The organism is Allobranchiibius sp. CTAmp26, from assembly GCF_017565405.1.
In the GTDB taxonomy this organism is placed as follows: domain Bacteria; phylum Actinomycetota; class Actinomycetes; order Actinomycetales; family Dermatophilaceae; genus Allobranchiibius.
Genome location: NZ_JAGEKR010000012.1, coordinates 190450 through 206581, shown reverse-complemented (window position 1 = coordinate 206581; position 16132 = coordinate 190450). Strand labels below are relative to the sequence as shown.

Annotated in this window: 14 protein-coding genes; 11 read left to right on the top strand and 3 right to left on the bottom strand. The window is 70.2% G+C overall.

The genetic code is table 11. The features are described from left to right. Window positions 1-26: 26 nt before the first annotated feature. The 6 genes from lpdA to J4030_RS09180 all read left to right on the top strand — a co-directional run bounded on the left by lpdA (window position 27) and on the right by J4030_RS09180 (window position 6804). Complete coding sequence (gene lpdA / locus J4030_RS09205; protein WP_208048923.1) at window positions 27-1424, top strand: dihydrolipoyl dehydrogenase; 1398 nt, start codon at window positions 27-29, stop codon at window positions 1422-1424. Window positions 1425-1468: 44 nt separating this feature from the next. Continuing rightward, entirely contained in the window at window positions 1469-3280 is a 1812-nt protein-coding gene (gene sucB, locus J4030_RS09200) for a 2-oxoglutarate dehydrogenase, E2 component, dihydrolipoamide succinyltransferase (RefSeq protein WP_208048922.1), read from the top strand. 7 nt (window positions 3281-3287) lie between these two features. After that, on the top strand, window positions 3288-4202 hold the full coding sequence (locus tag J4030_RS09195) for a TIGR01777 family oxidoreductase (protein WP_208048921.1): 915 nt from the start codon (window positions 3288-3290) through the stop codon (window positions 4200-4202). 75 nt (window positions 4203-4277) lie between these two features. After that, a complete protein-coding gene (locus J4030_RS09190; protein ID WP_208049037.1) occupies window positions 4278-5192 on the top strand; it encodes an ABC transporter ATP-binding protein in 915 nt (304 codons plus the stop codon). After that, complete coding sequence (locus J4030_RS09185) at window positions 5192-5992, top strand: ABC transporter permease (protein ID WP_208048920.1); 801 nt, start codon at window positions 5192-5194, stop codon at window positions 5990-5992. The genes J4030_RS09190 and J4030_RS09185 overlap by 1 nt, the downstream gene beginning before the upstream one ends. Further along, window positions 5992-6804, top strand: a complete 813-nt coding sequence (locus J4030_RS09180; protein WP_208048919.1) for an ABC transporter permease — start codon at window positions 5992-5994, stop codon at window positions 6802-6804. Before J4030_RS09185 ends, J4030_RS09180 begins: the two co-directional genes overlap by 1 nt. A gap of 18 nt (window positions 6805-6822) precedes the next feature. Here J4030_RS09180 and J4030_RS09175 read toward each other — a convergent pair whose 3' ends face one another. Further along, window positions 6823-8463, bottom strand: a complete 1641-nt coding sequence (locus tag J4030_RS09175; RefSeq protein WP_208048918.1) for a serine/threonine-protein kinase — start codon at window positions 8461-8463, stop codon at window positions 6823-6825. Between the two features lie 90 nt (window positions 8464-8553). Here J4030_RS09175 and J4030_RS09170 point away from each other — a divergent pair, with 90 nt between their 5' ends. Continuing rightward, window positions 8554-9723: a citrate synthase gene (locus J4030_RS09170; protein WP_208048917.1), complete on the top strand. Its 1170-nt coding sequence runs from the start codon at window positions 8554-8556 to the stop codon at window positions 9721-9723. A gap of 6 nt (window positions 9724-9729) precedes the next feature. Here the strand turns inward: J4030_RS09170 and J4030_RS09165 are convergent, their stop codons facing one another. Then, the gene (locus J4030_RS09165) at window positions 9730-10872 is read right to left on the bottom strand and encodes a citrate/2-methylcitrate synthase (RefSeq protein ID WP_208048916.1); all 1143 of its coding nucleotides are present in this window, start codon (window positions 10870-10872) and stop codon (window positions 9730-9732) included. A 92-nt stretch (window positions 10873-10964) separates the two neighbouring features. On the opposite strand from J4030_RS09165, the gene lipB reads away from it, so the two are divergent. The 3 genes from lipB (at window position 10965) to J4030_RS09150 (ending at window position 13644) form a co-directional block, all read left to right on the top strand. Further along, window positions 10965-11594, top strand: a complete 630-nt coding sequence (gene lipB, locus J4030_RS09160) for a lipoyl(octanoyl) transferase LipB (protein WP_208048915.1) — start codon at window positions 10965-10967, stop codon at window positions 11592-11594. A gap of 230 nt (window positions 11595-11824) precedes the next feature. Beyond that, on the top strand, window positions 11825-12850 hold the full coding sequence (gene lipA / locus J4030_RS09155; protein WP_208048914.1) for a lipoyl synthase: 1026 nt from the start codon (window positions 11825-11827) through the stop codon (window positions 12848-12850). 5 nt (window positions 12851-12855) lie between these two features. After that, window positions 12856-13644 (top strand): DUF4191 domain-containing protein, encoded by a 789-nt coding sequence (locus J4030_RS09150; protein ID WP_208048913.1) that lies wholly within the window; start codon window positions 12856-12858, stop codon window positions 13642-13644. Window positions 13645-14022: 378 nt separating this feature from the next. Here J4030_RS09150 and J4030_RS09145 read toward each other — a convergent pair whose 3' ends face one another. After that, a complete protein-coding gene (locus J4030_RS09145; protein ID WP_307864626.1) occupies window positions 14023-14472 on the bottom strand; it encodes an RDD family protein in 450 nt (149 codons plus the stop codon). A gap of 172 nt (window positions 14473-14644) precedes the next feature. Between J4030_RS09145 and glnA the strand changes: the two genes are divergently transcribed. After that, window positions 14645-16069: a type I glutamate--ammonia ligase gene (gene glnA / locus J4030_RS09140; RefSeq protein WP_208048911.1), complete on the top strand. Its 1425-nt coding sequence runs from the start codon at window positions 14645-14647 to the stop codon at window positions 16067-16069. The last annotated feature ends 63 nt before the right edge of the window (window positions 16070-16132 follow it).

Genomic DNA, 16132 nt, shown 5'->3' with positions numbered 1-16132 from the left:
ACTGACGCAAAGGAGCGTTGACCCGTATGACGTCCGCGGACCCCGGGACCGACCAGACCGACACCTTCGACATCGTGGTGCTGGGAGGCGGCAGCGGCGGCTACGCCTGCGCGTTGCGCGCCACCGAGCTCGGCCTGAGCGTCGCGCTGGTGGAGCAGGGCAAGCTCGGCGGCACCTGCCTGCACCAGGGCTGCATCCCTACCAAGGCGCTGCTGCACGCGGCCGAGGTGGCCGACGCCGCCCGGGAGAGCGCGAAGTTCGGGGTGAAGGCCTCGCTCGAGGGCATCGACATGCCGGGGGTGCACTCGTACAAGGACGGGGTGATCTCCCGCCTCTACAAAGGCCTGCAGGGCCTGGTCTCCGCGCACAAGGTGGAGTACGTCGAGGGCACCGGTCGGTTGAGCTCCCCCACCACGGTCACCGTCGGCCACCGGGTGCTCACCGGTCGGCACGTGGTGCTCGCGACCGGTTCGCAGCCGCGACTGCTGCCCGGCCTGGAGGTCGGCAGTCGGATCGCGACCAGCGCACAGGCGCTCACCCTCGACCATGTCCCCGAGCGGGTGGTCGTACTCGGCGGCGGCGTCATCGGAGTCGAGTTCGCCTCCGTCTACAGGTCGTTCGGTGCCCAGGTGACCGTCGTCGAGGCGCTGCCCCGGCTCGTGGCCGGTGAGGACGAGGCCGTCTCCAAGGCGCTGGAGCGGGCGTTCAAGAAGCGCAAGATCACCGTGCGCACCGGCGCCCGGTTCGCGTCCGCGACCGACGGTCCGGATGCCGTGACCATCACCCTCGAGTCCGGCGACACGCTCGAGGCCGACCTGCTGCTGGTCGCCGTCGGCCGCGGTCCGGTGACCGAGGGTCTGGGGTACGAGGAAGCCGGCGTCACCCTCGAGCGCGGCTTCGTCCCCACCGACGAGCGCTGCCGCACCGGCGTTGCCGGCGTCTACGCGGTCGGCGACATCGTGCCGGGGCTGCAGCTCGCGCACCGCGGCTTCGCTCAGGGCATCTTCGTCGCCGAGGACATCGCCGGCCTCGCGCCGGCCCCGGTGGATGAGCAGACCATCCCCCGGGTCACCTACTGCGAGCCGGAGATCACCGCCGTCGGGATGACGGAGGCGCGCGCCCGCGAGGAGTACGGCGACGAGGTGTCGACGTACGAGTACAACCTGGGCGGCAACGGCAAGAGCCAGATCCTGCAGACCCAGGGGTTCGTCAAGCTCGTACGCCGCGCCGACGGCCCGGTCGTCGGGGTGCACATGATCGGCGCCCGGATGAGCGAGCAGGCCGGTGAGGCGCAGTTGATCGTCGGCTGGGAGGCCCTGCCCGACGACGTCGCGCCGCTCGTGCACGCCCACCCCACCCAGAACGAAGCGCTCGGCGAAGCACACCTCGCGCTCGCCGGGAAACCGTTGCACGCCCACTCCTGAGACCCGCCCACCACACCGCCTGAACATGAAGGAGAATGTCGGCCATGTCTGAACGCGTGACCATGCCTGCACTCGGAGAATCCGTCACCGAAGGCACCGTGACCCGGTGGCTGAAGCAGGTGGGCGACGAGGTCGCCGTCGACGAGCCGCTGCTGGAGGTCTCGACCGACAAGGTCGACACCGAGATCCCCTCGCCGGTGGCCGGCACGCTGCAGGAGATCCTGGTGCAGGAGGACGAGACCGTCGAGGTCGGCGCCGACCTGGCCGTCGTGGGCGACGGCGCCGGTGGCGACTCCGCGGACAGCGGGTCCGAGGGCGCGGCCGCTCAGCCCGCCGAGGCGGAGGCAGCGCAACCCGCTGAGACCGCCGAGCCCTCCGCGGCCGCCGAGCCGGACGAGAAGAACACCGAGGACGCACCACCTGCCCAGGCGCCGTCCGATGGCGCGGGCGGGTCTGACGCGTCGGATTCCGAGGGCGAGACGGTGACCATGCCGGCTCTCGGCGAGTCGGTCACCGAGGGCACCATCACCCGGTGGCTGAAGGCCGAGGGTGATGAGGTCGCGGTCGACGAACCACTGCTGGAGGTCTCGACCGACAAGGTCGACACGGAGGTGCCCTCCCCCGCCGCCGGCACGCTGAGCAAGATCCTGGTGCAGGAGGACGAGACCGTCGAGGTCGGCGCGAAGCTGGCCGTCATCGGTGGCGCGTCCTCCGGTGGGAACGACGCCGGCAGCTCCGGCAGCAGCGAGGCACCGGCCGCGGCATCGGTGCCGCCTCCCACCAAGGACGAGGAGACCACGAAGTCCGAGCCCGAGCCGGAGCAGAAGGCCGCAGCGCCCGAGCCGAAGGCGGAGGCGCCCGCAGCCGAGAAGTCCGAGCCGGCGAAGGCGCCCGCCCTGCAACAGTCCGAGCCGGCGAAGCCCTCGGACGGCGACGGTGGGTCGTCGTACGTGACGCCGCTGGTCCGCAAGCTCGCGACCCAGCACGACGTTGATCTCGCCTCGGTCAAGGGCACCGGGATCGGCGGCCGGATCCGCAAGCAGGACGTGCTGGAGGCTGCCCAGGCCGCGAAGGCACCTGCGGCACCGACGGAGACGGCGGCACCTGCGGCCGGGAACACGCCGGCGCCTCCGTCGATCGACGTGTCCGCCAAGCGCGGCACCACCGAGAAGATGACCCGGATGCGCCGCCTCATCGCGACCCGGATGGTCGAGTCGCTGCAGGTCTCGGCGCAGCTCACCACGGTCGTCGAGGTCGACGTCACCCGGATCGCCCGACTGCGCGACCGCGCGAAGGCCGGTTTCGCCGAGCGCGAGGGCGTCAAGCTCAGCTTCCTGCCGTTCTTCGCGCTCGCCGCCGTCGAGGCGCTCAAGACCCACCCGGTCCTCAACGCCAGCGTGGAGGACGACACGATCGTCTACCACTCCGGTGAGAACCTCGGGATCGCCGTCGACACGGAGAAGGGACTCTTCGTCCCCGTCATCCAGCACGCCGGCGACCTGAACATCGCCGGGCTGGCGCGCAAGATCGGCGACCTTGCCGCGCGTACCCGCGACAACAAGGTGACTCCCGACGAGCTGGGCGGCGGCACCTTCACGCTGACCAACACCGGCAGCCGGGGCGCGCTCTTCGACACCCCGATCATCAACCAGCCGCAGGTCGCGATCCTCGGCACCGGGTCGGTCGTCAAGCGGGCGGTGGTCATCGGCGACGCCGACGGCGGCGAGACGATCGCGATCCGCTCGATGGTCTACCTCGCGTTGTCCTACGACCACCGGATCGTCGACGGCGCCGACGCCGCTCGCTTCCTCGGCACCGTCAAGGAGCGCCTGGAAGACGGCGCGTTCGAGGTCTGATCGCGTCATGACGCAGTCGGGCGCACGGCCGGCGCAACGGATCGCGATCACCGGATCCTCCGGGATGATCGGCACTGCCCTCATCCAGCACCTCACGGCCCGCGGCGACGAGGTCGTCAAGCTGGTGCGGCACGCGCCCGGTGCCGCGGACGAGGTGCAGTGGGACCCGGCCAAGGCCGAGCTGGACGAGGCCGACCTGCGCGGGGTGACCGCGGCGGTCAACCTCGCGGGCGCCGGGATCGGCGATCACCGGTGGACGGCGGCGTACAAGCGCACGATCACCGACTCGCGGGTCTCCTCGACCGCGACGCTGGCCCACGTGCTGACCTCGCTCGAGGCTCCGGTGCACCTCGTCAGCGCGTCCGGGATGTCCTACTACGGCGAGCGCGGCGACGACGTGGTCGACGAGTCCGGTGCGCCCGGCGACTCCTTCCTCGCCGGGGTCACCCAGGTGTGGGAGGCGGCGACGGCGCCCGCGGCAGCCGCCGGCCACCCGGTGTGCTTCCTGCGGACCAGCCTCGTCCTCGATCCCCACGGCGGGTCGATGGAGCAGGTGCTGCGGTTGGCCAAGCTCGGGCTCGGCGGCCCGCTCGGCTCCGGGCGTCAGTGGTGGTCGTGGATCTCGTTGGAGGACCAGGTGCGCGCGATCGTGCACCTGATCGACCACCCGGAGATCACCGGCCCGGTGAACATGAGCAGTCCCTCCCCCGCCCGGCAGGCCGACTTCATGCAGGCGCTGGGACGCGCGCTGCACCGGCCCGCGGTGCTGCCCGCGCCGTCGTTCGCGCTGCGCGCGGTGCTGGGCGAGCTAGCCTCGGAGATCATGACGAGTCTGCGGATGCAACCGAAGGTGCTGCAGGACAGCGGCTTCACCTGGGTCCACAACGACCTGGCGGAAGTTGCCGACTGGCTCGCTCGCTGACGACCGCCGTGTCCGGCCTCTGCCACGACGTACGGCGGGTAGGTTCGCCGGGTGCCCACCCGACCTGACGACCCGATGATCGAGGCCCGGTCGCTGCACAAGAGTTTCGGGACGTTCGAGGCGGTACGCGGCATCGACGTGCAGGTCCACCGCGGCGAATCGTTCGGCTTCCTCGGGCCCAACGGTGCCGGCAAGTCCTCGACCATGCGGATGATCGCCGCCGTCTCTCCCGTCACCTCCGGTGAGTTGCGGATCCTGTCGATGGACCCCGCCACCCACGGGTCGCAGATCCGCGCCCGGATCGGCATCTGCCCGCAGGAGGACACACTCGACAACGACCTCAGCGTGCGCGACAACCTGATCGTCTACGGCCGGTACTTCGGCATCTCGCGCGCCGCTGTGCGGGCACGGGCGGATGAGCTGCTGGAGTTCGCGCAGCTGACGGAGCGGGCCCAGGCGAAGGTCGAGGACCTGTCCGGCGGGATGAAACGCCGGCTCACCATCGCCCGATCGCTGATCAACGAACCCGAGCTGCTGCTGCTCGACGAGCCCACCACCGGCCTGGACCCCCAGGCCCGGCACCTGTTGTGGGACAAACTGTTCCGCCTCAAACAGCAGGGCGTCACCCTCGTGCTCACGACCCACTACATGGACGAGGCCGAGCAGCTGTGCGACCGGCTCGTCGTGATGGACAAGGGCCAGATCGTGGCCGAGGGGTCGCCGCTGCGGTTGATCGCTGAACACTCCACCCGGGAGGTCGCAGAGCTGCGCTTCGGCGTCGGAGAGCACCAGGACATGGCCGAGCGGGTGCGCGATCTCGCCGACCGGGTCGAGGTGCTCCCGGACCGGTTGCTGCTCTACACCCAGCACGGTGAGGAGACCCTCGCCAAGGTCGGTGAGCGCGGACTGACGCCGACCGCCGTACTCGTGCGGCGCTCCACCCTCGAAGACGTCTTCTTGCGGCTCACCGGTCGCAGCCTGGTCGACTGATGAGCGCGGCGACGGGCCGGCCGGGGTTCTTCCAGGCGTGGCGTCTGTTCGACTACTGGCTCACCCTCTACCGCCGCACCTGGCGGGGCAGTGTCGTGACCAGCTTCGTCAACCCCCTGCTGTACGTGGTCGCGATGGGGGTGCTGCTCGGGGGGTTCGTGCGCGTCGACCCGCACCGGCTCGAGGGCGCGCACAGCTACCTGCAGTTCGTCGTGCCGGGGATGCTCGCCGCGCAGTCCATGCAGGTCGCGATCGGCGAGGTCACCTATCCGGTGCTGGGCATGCTCAAGTGGAGCAAGACCTACTTCTCCATGGTCGCCACACCCCTGCGCGTGGTCGATCTGGTGGTGGCCCACCTCGGATTCGTCGTCCTGCGGCTGGCCATGACCTCGGTGGTCTTCACCGCGGTGCTGGCCTTCTTCGGCATCTTCCACTCCGTGCTCGGCGCCTGCGCCGTGGTCCTGGTGCAGCTGCTGCTCGGTCTGGCGTTCGCCACGCCCATCTACGCCTACTCGGCCGGGTTGCGGAACGAGATGGGCTTCACGCTGATCTTCCGGCTCCTGATGATCCCTCTGACCCTCTTCTCCGGTGCCTTCTTCCCGCTGTCCGATCTCCCCGGGCCGCTGGAGGCGATCGCTCGCGTCAGCCCGCTGTGGCAGGGCGTGGACCTGACCCGGATGTTCGCCCTCGGCACGAGCGAGATCGGGCCGGTCGTCTTACACCTCGCCTATCTGGTGGTGCTCGCGGCGGTCGGCGGATGGCTGGCCGTGCGCAGCCTGACCCGGCGGCTGATCTTCTGATGGCGGTCCTCTCCGCACCGATCACCCGCGACCGGGGACGCGAACTGTCCCGCGCCGCCGCGACCGGAATCCTCATCTACCGCAACTACCTGGTCTACCGCCGTGGCTGGATCATCTTCCTGACCGGGTTCCTCGAACCGGTGCTCTACCTGCTGTCCATCGGCATCGGGGTGGGCAAGCTGGTGCACGGGTTCGACGTCGGCGGCCGGTCGGTCCCGTACGCGGAGTTCGTGGCACCGGGGATGCTCGCGGCCTCGGCCATGAACGGCGCCATCTTCGACACCACCTTCAACGTGTTCTTCAAGTTGAAGTATCAGAAGCTCTACGACCAGATCCTCGCCACGCCGCGCACGACGGGCGACGTCGCGAGAGGGGAGATCACCTGGGCCCTCCTGCGCGGCGGTATCTACTCCGCGGCGTTCCTCGTCGTGATGACCGCGCTGGGGCTGGTGCATAGCTGGTGGGCGGTGCTCGCTCTTCCGGCGGCGCTGCTCATCGGGTTCGGCTTCGCAGGGATGGGCATGGCGCTCACCACCTGGATGCGCAGCTGGCAGGACTTCGAATACGTCACGCTCGGCACGCTGCCGCTCTTCCTCTTCTCGGCGACCTTCTTCCCGGTGTCGGCGTTCCCGGAATGGCTGCGGTGGATCGTGGAGTGCACGCCGCTCTACCGAGGTGTCGTGCTGTGCCGGGAGCTCACCACCGGTCAGGTGGGCATCGCGTCCCTCGTGTCGGTGCTCTATCTGCTGGCTCTCGGTCTGATCGGCACCCGCGTCGCCGGTCGACGACTCTCGGTGCTGCTGCTCACCTGAGGTCGTCGAGCTCACGCGTCACGCCGCGGTCCACGCCGTGATCCGCCACCCGTCCGGCGTCCAGGCCAGGGAGACGTCGGTCCGCTCCCCCGCACTCGCGGCGACGGTGCGAGTGCCGTCCGGCCCGGACACGCCGTACGCCGAGCGGTCGATCACCGCCAGCAAATGCGTCACTCCGCCTCTCGTCGAGGTTGTCCGCGCGCTGCGGACCCGGAATGCCAATCGGGAGTAGCACATTCCGTCGGCGCGGGCGATGCCCAGGTCGGTCGTGTCCGAGCGGTACGCGGCCGACCCGGCCCGCACCGCGGACCGCAGATCTGCCGGCTTCCCGGTGACCCATGCGTGCGCCCGTGCATCGACGAGCAACTGCAGCACGCCCACCGGGTACCGGGCCAGACGTTGCTGCGGCGACAACGCCGGGAAGTGCGATGCGGTCGACGGGGTCGCACCCGGCGCGCTCTGCGAGGAACGGGCGGCGAGAGGGACCGGGGTCGCACCGGTCGGCGGGGCGCTGCTCGATCTACCGCTCGCGGTCGTCGGCGCCGCCCGGCCGGCACCCGCGGACGAGCCGTCTCCGACCAGCATCAGCCCGCCGGCGACCAACCCGACGAACGCGGCCGCACCCGCCGTACGAGCGACGACCGGGCGGCGCCACCACGCACTGGGTGCATCCCGCGCGCTGTGCCGCCCGATTCCCTCCCACGGCCTGGCTCCGCCGGGCTCACTCCCGCGTGCGGCGACCCCGGTGCGCGAGCGACCCTCGCGGCTCCCGTCCTCCCGCCCTGCGACCTCCCGCATCCGCCGGGTCAGCTGCACTCCCGGGTCGTCCGCCGCTCCTTCCGGCGCCGTCCGCCGCCCCGCCGAGCCCTGCACCGGCGCGGGCGCCGCGGGTGCCGTCGCCCACAACGCGACCGCGAAGTCCTCGGGCGTCGGACGTGCGGACGGGGTGTGCGACAGGCAGGAGAGCACCAGATCCCGCAGCTCGGCGCTGAGGTGCGGTGCGAGGTCCGCCAGGTCGGGGCGGAGCGCGGCCGGCTCGGGAGCGGCGCCGACAAGGGCGGTCCAGGCGATCGCACCGAGCGAGTACGCGTCGCTCGCGGGGGTGACCCGATCGCCCGCCAGCGTCTCGGGTGCGGCCCAGCTCTCCGTGACCCACAGCGGGACACCGTCGTGCCCTGCCACATGGGAGAAGCCCAGGTCGGCGATCAGCGGTTTGCCCTCCTCGGTGAACAGGATGTTGCCGGGGCTGAGGTCGCCGTGCACCAGGCCCATGCTGTGCAGATCGTGCAGAGCCCGGGCGACCGGGCACAGCACGGTGACGAGTTCACCGGGCGTGAGGTGGTCACGGGTGCGCAGACTCTCGGCGAGGGACCCGCCCTCGGCCAGCTGCATCACGAGGACCGGACCGCCGTCCTGCGCGACGACGAGGTCGTAGAGCCGCACCACGTGCTCGTGCCGCAGCGCCCGCAGCAAGGACGCCTCGTGCTGCAGGACCTCACCGTCGTCGAGGTCGACGAACTTGGCGGCCAGCCGTACCCCGTCAGCCCTGCGAACAGCCCACACCCGACCCGACCCGCCGGTACCGAGCCGGTGCAGCACGTCGTACCCCGGCACCTGCGGTGGGACGCCGGAAGGGTCCGCCTGCGGTCGCCCGTCCATGACAGCCGACCGTGCCACCCACGGGTTGTCGCCCGCAGAAGTTGTCCACAGCCCCCGCCCCCGTCCATGCGGGAACTAGCGTTGCCTCTCGTGGACGACGTCGACCTGATCAGCACCGCGGCCGCCGCCGAGCTGCTCGGCGTCCAGGTCCGCACCGTCTACGCGTACGTGAGCCGCGGGATCCTCACGCGAGGCGACCTGAACGGGTCGCGGCACGACGGGTCCCGCTTCCGGAGAGCGGAGGTGCTGGCTCTCGCCGAGCGGCACCGGCGCTCCGTGGCGGGGCGGTTCGAGCTCACCATCGACACGAGGATCACCTCGCTCATCCCCGAGGGTGTGCTGCTCTACCGCGGCACGGATGCGACTCGGCTCGCCGCGGACACGGCGTACGAGCGCGTGGCCGAACTACTCTGGGAGAGCGAAGAGTTCGACTGGGCGGCGACATCGTCGACGGATGCGGTCGCGTGCGAGGTACGACGAGTGTGCCGTCCCGGCGCCACGGGCGCGGACCGCGTACGGATGGCAGTCCACCTGCTGCACGACCGCACGCCACCGACCACGATCCTCACCTCCGCCCGGTTCGCGCAGGCCGGGCACGCGGCCCTGCTGGCCGGCGTGGCAGCGGTCGGGACGGCTGACGGACCATCGCAGGGCACCCTCGCGGAACGCCTCGGGTTCGGGTTGCTCGGCCGCCCCGTCGACACCGGTGAGACCGCACTGCTGAACGCCGCACTGGTGCTGCTGGCCGACCACGAGCTCGCGACCTCCACGCTCGCCGCCCGCACGGCGGCAGGCACCGGCGCCCCGCCGTACCTCGTCGTGCTGGCCGGCTTGTCGGCGTTGGGCGGTCCGCGGCACGGCGGCGCGTCCGTGGTGGCCGAGAGCCTGCTGCGGCAGAGCATGCAACGGGGCGCACGGGTCGCGGCCTACGGAGAGGACGGGGCGACCGCCGGATTCGGCCACGCCGTCTACCGCGGGATCGACCCGCGTGCGGAGGCGTTGCTCGGCATCTTGGAGGAGCGCTGTCCGCAGGTGGTCGCGTGCGCAGACGCGCTCCGTCTCGAGGTGCACCGTCGCGGAGGCGGCTACCCGAACGTCGACCTCGCGCTGGCGGCTCTGAGCGTCGCCCTCGACCTGCCGCGCGGTAGCGGGGAGACGATCTTCTCCGTGGCCCGGATCGCCGGCTTCGTCGCACACGGGATCGAGGAGCAGGGCCACCCGCTGCGGTTCCGGCCGCGCGCGATCTACACGGGTGACTGAACAGCGTTACTGCACAGGCGGTCCCACGTAGCGCGAGCTCGGTCGGAAGATCTTGCGACCGCTCGCCTGCTCGAGGATGTGCGCCGTCCAGCCGATGACCCGGCTACACGCGAAGGTCGGTGTGAACAGCTCTCGCGGGATCCCACACTCCTGCATCACCACACCGGCGTAGAACTCGACGTTCGCGCGCAGCGGCCGGTCCGGCTTGGCCTCGTCGAGCACTCGCACGACCTCCCGCTCGACCTGCACCGCCAGCTCCGCGGTGTCACCGCCCAGCTCGGTCGCGGTCTCCCGCAACAGTTCCGAGCGGGGGTCCAGCCCTCGGTAGACGGCGTGGCCGAACCCCATCACCCGCTGCCCGGCGGCGAGCTGCGCCCGAGCCCACGGTGCGGCGTTCTCGACCGTGCCGATCTCGTCGAGCGCATCGAGGGCGCGGCTCGGCGCGCCGCCGTGCAACGGACCGGACAGCGCACCGATAGCCGCGACGACGCACGCCGTCAGGTCGGCGCCCGTCGAGGCGACCACCCGCGCGGTGAACGTCGAGGCGTTGAACCCGTGATCGACCGTCAGGCACAGATACCGGCCGAGCGCTCGCACGGCGCGTTCGTCCGGCACCACACCGGTGACCATCCACAGGTAGTTCCCGACGTACCCGAGCTCGGGGCGTGCCGCACGCGGCTCCTCTCCGCGCCCGACCGCGTACGCCGCCGCGACGAGCCACGGGACCGCGGCCGCCGTCCGCATCGCCGCCTGCTGCCGCGCCGCGTCGTCCAGGTCCCACAGCGGCTCGTCACCGGTGAGGACGCCGTACGCCGAGATGGCAGTCCGCAACGACGACAACGGTGCTCGAGTCGGTGCGGCCCGCAGCACCGCGGTGAGCTGGTCGGCGTACCGGTCGGTTGGGAGCACGTGCTCGGCGATCTCCTCGCGCCAGGCGCGGGTGGCCTCAGGGTCCGGCAGGTCGCCGCGGAGCAGCAGGTGCCAGACGTCCTCCACGGTCCGGTCGCGCGCGAGCCCGGTGGCGTCGTACTGCCGATAGTGGAAGAACCCCTCGGTGCCCCGGACGTCTCCGAGCGCCGTGTCGGCGACGACCACGCCGGCCAGTCCCGGAGGCGCGATCAGGGGGTGGGAGTCAGCTGTCTGTGTCATCGCGCCAGCATCTCCAGGGCGGGACGTCGCGCCAATGTTGATCGCGTCAATGTGACGCGGGAGTACAGGAGGGCCCGGCGTACGCTCGAACGATGCGCATCGAACAGCTCGGCTTCGCCCCCGATCTCGTCGATTACCAGGCCGCCTGGGACACCCAACGCGAGGTGCATGCCCGGGTCGTTGCCGGCGAGCAGGAGGACACGGTGCTGCTCCTGGAGCACGCGGCCGTCTACACCGCGGGCAAGCGGACCGAGCCGCACGAGCGGCCGTTCGACGGCACGCCCGTGATCGACGTGGACCGCGGCGGGAAGATCACCTGGCACGGCCCGGGACAGCTCGTCGGATATCCGATCGTGCGACTGCCGAACCCGATCGACGTCGTCGGCCACGTCCGCCGCCTCGAACAGCTGATGATCGACGTGTGCGCCGACCTCGGCCTGGCCGCGGGACGCGTCGAGGGTCGCAGCGGGGTGTGGTTCGCCGCGTCCGACGGCAAGCCCGAGCGCAAGGTCGGCGCGATCGGCATCCGGGTCAGCCGCGACGTGACCATGCACGGCTTCGCGCTCAACTGCGACTGCGACCTGTCGTGGTCCAACACGATCGTCCCGTGCGGGATCCCGGACGCCGGCGTCACCTCCCTCAGCCAGGAACTGGGCCGCGACGTCTCGGTGCACGAGGTGCTGCCGTTCGTGCAGAAGCGTCTGCCGGACATCCTGGGCTGAGGGACGCCGCGACGAGTGCCGTCCGCGCGTCGACGTCCGGAACGCTCGATTCGTTCATCGCCCGAGCCTAGGCACCGCGCCCCCGTGGCGAGCGTGGACCCGCTGGAAGGCAACGGCAATCGGTCCGCGGCTCCCGCGTACCCTGGAACAAAGCCTCTCCCGCGGCGGTTGCGCCAGGGGGTAGAGCTGGGCGTGATGCCCGACATCGAAGGCAAGGGAGCAGCGAGACCGTGACCGTGGCACCGGAGGGACGGCGCATGTTGCGCGTCGAGGCGCGCAACAGCGAGACCCCGATCGAGCGCAAACCGGAATGGATCCGTACGACGGCCAAGATGGGCCCCGCGTACACCTCGCTGCACAACCTGGTGAAGAACGAGGGCCTGCACACGGTCTGCCAGGAGGCGGGCTGCCCCAACATCTTCGAATGCTGGGAGGACCGCGAGGCGACCTTCCTCATCGGTGGCGAGCAGTGCACTCGGCGCTGTGACTTCTGCCAGATCGACACCGGCCGGCCGGCCGACCTGGACCGTGACGAGCCCCGCCGGGTCGCCGACTCCGTGCAGCAGATGGGTCTGCGCTACGCGACCATCACCGGTGTCGCGCGCGACGACCTCGAGGACGGCGGCGCATGGCTCTACGCCGAGACGATCCGCCAGGTGCACGAGCACAACCCGGGCACCGGAGTGGAGATCCTGATCCCCGACTTCAACGCCGTGCCCGAGCAGGTCGGAGCTGTGATCGAAGCGGCTCCCGAGGTCTTCGCGCACAACGTCGAGACGGTGCCGCGCATCTTCAAGCGCATCCGGCCGGCGTTCAAGTACGAGCGTTCGCTGTCGGTCATCACGATGGGCAAGGACGCCGGGCTGGTCACCAAGTCCAACCTCATCCTGGGGATGGGCGAGGAGGACCACGAGATCGAGCAGGCCCTGCGCGACCTGCACGAGGCCGGCACCGACCTGATCACCATCACCCAGTACCTGCGCCCCTCCCCCCGTCACCACCCGGTGGACCGGTGGGTCAAGCCGCAGGAGTTCGTGCACTGGTCGGAGGTCGCGGAGGACCTCGGCTTCAAGGGCGTCATGAGCGGGCCGCTGGTGCGCTCGTCGTACCGGGCCGGGCGGCTCTACGCCCAGGCGATGGAGCGTTCGGGGCGCGAGCTCCCGGCCAACCTCGCGCACCTGGCGGCTGCGGCGTCCTCACCCGCCCGTCAGGAGGCGGCGTCGCTCGTGGAGCGCGCCCTGCCGCACGTATCCTGACACCCATGTCGGCGACACCCACACCCGCGAAGAAGAGCCGGTTCTCCCGGAAGAAGAAGAACGAGGCCTCCGGAGCGACGCCGGCCGACGGGGGCGAGCCGGGGCGGGTCGCGCAGATCAAGACCCTCTACACGCTCGCGAGCAAGCAGAACCCGCGCATCCCGTTCTACCTGATCGGCGCGTTCCTGCTGGGGTTCGTCGTGCTGCTGGTGATCGGTATCGCCGTCCAGCACCCGATCTACCTCGGCATCCTCGGTGTCTTCCTCGGCGTGATCCTGGCGATGCTGCTCTTCGGGCGGCTGGCGCAGAAGGCGGCGTACGGACAGCTCGAGGGTCAGCCCGGTGCGACGAGCGCTGCGATGAGCGGGCTGCGCAAGGGCTGGTACTACGAGCAGGAGCCCGTGGCCGCCGACTCCGGTCGGGCGCGCAAGATGAGCGAGATGCAGAACGCTGCCATGGTGTTCCGCGCCGTCGGGCGGGCCGGCGTGGTGCTGGTCGGCGAAGGCCCGCGCGGTGGCGCGACGAAGCTGCTGGAGTCCGAGCGCAAGCGGGTCGCCCGGGTGTCGGGTCCGGAGGTGCCGGTGCACACATTGCGCGTCGGTGAGGGTGAGGACGCCGTCGCCGTGAGCAAGCTGACCGCGACGATGACCAAGCTGCCCAAGAAGCTGACCGACGCCGAGGTGCAGGCCGTGAACAAGCGGCTGCGGGCGCTGGGCGGCGTCAAGCCGCCGATCCCCAAGGGCATGGACCCGCGCTCGGCGCGGGCCGACCGCAAGTCGTTGCGCGGCCGCTGACGGAGCACGCAGCGTAGGTCGGAGGGCGAGCGCAGCGAGGCATCCGGCCGGAGCGGAGTGCGGAGGCAGCGGCCGCAGAAAGAACAGCCGCTGCCGCACAGAGTTCCTGTTGCACGGAAGCGGTCCTCTTGGGCCGAGCGGGCCATAACGAGCGCGCACGTCCCGCGTACCGGCGCGTTTGAGGCCGAACGGGCCCAAACGAACAGCTGAGCCCTTCCGAGCAGCTCGTTTCGGGCCGAGCGGGCCATAACGAGCGCCCACGTCCCGTGTACCGGCGCGTTTGAGGCCGAGCGGGCCCAAACGAACAGCTAAACCCTTTGGGCCAGCTCGTTTCGGGCCGAGTGGGCCCAAACGACGCTCGTACGCCGCACCTGCCGCCTAGCGCGTACGGACCAGGATGGTGCGTGCGAGTTTGTCGTGCAGCCCGCGCTGGTCGGTGTCGAAGATGAGCGCCGGGATGACGACGCAGAGCAGCACCGCGCGGATGATGGCCGCGACGGGTCCGGCGACCGCTCCGTCGAGGCGGGTGACGCGTACGCCGACGATCCAATGACCGATCGTCGAACCCGCGACACCGACGAGCAGGATGTTCTCCACGGCGAAGACCAGCAGGGGTGCGAAACCGGAGCTGCCGGACCCTCCCCAGCGGTAGCCGAGCAGGCCGGCGGCGATGACGCTGCACAGCGCCCAGTCGATCACCAGCGCGATGACGCGCGGGCTGAGTCGTGCCACCGACGTCACGCCCTCCTCGGCGCATCCGAAGCGCTTGCCCGGCCACCCCGCGTCGGCGGCGGGATCCGTGGGCGGGGAGGACTGGGGTGATACCACGGGGTCAGCGTAGTGACCGCGGTCCAGGTCGTGAGACCGGCATCCCACCGTGTAACACCCGCGAAACGCTTCAGTCATGGGCGGGTAATGGCGGTCCGCTAGGTTCGACGCACCGCGCGTGGGTCTGCCAGGTGACGGCGCGCGGCCCTTTTTCCACAGCCATGGAGGTTTCATGTTCAACACCAGCGATGAGGTCCTGAAGTTCATCAAGGACGAAGACGTCCAGTTCGTCGATGTGCGCTTCTGCGACCTCCCCGGTGTGATGCAGCATTTCAACGTGCCGGCCTCGACCATCAGCGAGGACTCGTTCACCGAGGGCGCGATGTTCGACGGTTCGTCGATCCGCGGGTTCCAGGCCATCCACGAGTCGGACATGAAGCTGATCCCCGACCCCAAGTCGGCGTTCGTGGACCCGTTCCGTAAGCACAAGACGCTGGTTATGAACTTCTCCATCGTCGACCCCTTCACGGACGAGCGGTACAGCCGCGACCCGCGCAACATCGCGGCGAAGGCCGAGGCCTACCTGAAGTCGACCGGGATCGCCGACACGGCGTACTTCGGCGCCGAGGCGGAGTTCTATATCTTCGACGACGTCCGTTTTGAGACCAAGCAGAACGCCGGCTACTACTTCATCGACTCCGTCGAGGGCGCCTGGAACACCGGTCGTGAGGAAGAGGGCGGCAACCAGGGTTACAAGCCGCGCTACAAGGGCGGGTACTTCCCGGTGCCGCCGGTCGACCACTTCGCCGACCTGCGCGACGACATCGTGGTGGGCCTGGAGAGCGTGGACCTGAAGGTCGAGCGCGCGCACCACGAGGTGGGCACCGCCGGCCAGCAGGAGATCAACTATCAGTTCTCGACGCTGCTCGGCGCCGGCGACGACATGATGAAGTTCAAGTACATCGTGAAGAACACGGCGTTCGCGGCGGGCAAGACCGTCACGTTCATGCCGAAGCCGCTCTTCGGTGACAACGGGTCGGGCATGCACACCCACCAGTCGCTCTGGAAGGACGGCGAGGCGCTGTTCTTCGACGAGAACGGGTACGGCGGCCTCTCGGACATTGCTCGCTGGTACGTCGGCGGGTTGCTGAAGCACGCGCCGTCGCTGCTGGCGTTCACGAACCCGACGATGAACTCCTATCACCGTCTGGTGCCGGGCTACGAGGCGCCGGTGAACCTCGTCTACTCCGCACGCAACCGCTCGGCGTGTATCCGCATCCCGATCGCGGGCACGTCGCCGAAGGCCAAGCGCATCGAGTTCCGGATCCCCGACCCGTCGGCGAACCCCTACCTCTGCTTCGCGGCGCAGCTGATGGCCGGCCTGGACGGCATCAAGAACCGCATTGAGCCGCCGGAGCCGGTCGACAAGGACCTCTACGAGCTGCCCCCGGAGGAGCTGGAGAACATCGGCCAGGTGCCGGGGTCGCTGCCGGACGTGCTCGACGCGCTCGAGGCCGACCACGACTACCTCACCGAGGGCGGTGTCTTCACCGAGGACCTGGTCGAGACGTGGATCGACTACAAGCGCACCAACGAGGTGGACCCGCTCCGCTTCCGTCCGCACCCGCACGAGTTTGAGATGTACTACGACATCTGAGTAGTCGTGCAGGGATAGGTGGGACCGGAGCGCAGCGAAGGTTCCGCCTTTCCCGGAGCGACG

Excerpts from the sequence above, each read along its gene's own strand:
- lpdA (WP_208048923.1), top strand. The coding sequence starts at position 27 with ATGACGTCCGCGGACCCCGGGACCGACCAGACCGACACCTTCGACATC.
- sucB (WP_208048922.1), top strand. The coding sequence starts at position 1,469 with ATGTCTGAACGCGTGACCATGCCTGCACTCGGAGAATCCGTCACCGAA.
- J4030_RS09195 (WP_208048921.1), top strand. The coding sequence starts at position 3,288 with ATGACGCAGTCGGGCGCACGGCCGGCGCAACGGATCGCGATCACCGGA.
- J4030_RS09190 (WP_208049037.1), top strand. The coding sequence starts at position 4,278 with ATGATCGAGGCCCGGTCGCTGCACAAGAGTTTCGGGACGTTCGAGGCG.
- J4030_RS09185 (WP_208048920.1), top strand. The coding sequence starts at position 5,192 with ATGAGCGCGGCGACGGGCCGGCCGGGGTTCTTCCAGGCGTGGCGTCTG.
- J4030_RS09180 (WP_208048919.1), top strand. The coding sequence starts at position 5,992 with ATGGCGGTCCTCTCCGCACCGATCACCCGCGACCGGGGACGCGAACTG.
- J4030_RS09175 (WP_208048918.1), bottom strand. The coding sequence starts at position 8,463 with ATGGACGGGCGACCGCAGGCGGACCCTTCCGGCGTCCCACCGCAGGTG.
- J4030_RS09165 (WP_208048916.1), bottom strand. The coding sequence starts at position 10,872 with ATGACACAGACAGCTGACTCCCACCCCCTGATCGCGCCTCCGGGACTG.
- lipB (WP_208048915.1), top strand. The coding sequence starts at position 10,965 with ATGCGCATCGAACAGCTCGGCTTCGCCCCCGATCTCGTCGATTACCAG.
- J4030_RS09150 (WP_208048913.1), top strand. The coding sequence starts at position 12,856 with ATGTCGGCGACACCCACACCCGCGAAGAAGAGCCGGTTCTCCCGGAAG.
- glnA (WP_208048911.1), top strand. The coding sequence starts at position 14,645 with ATGTTCAACACCAGCGATGAGGTCCTGAAGTTCATCAAGGACGAAGAC.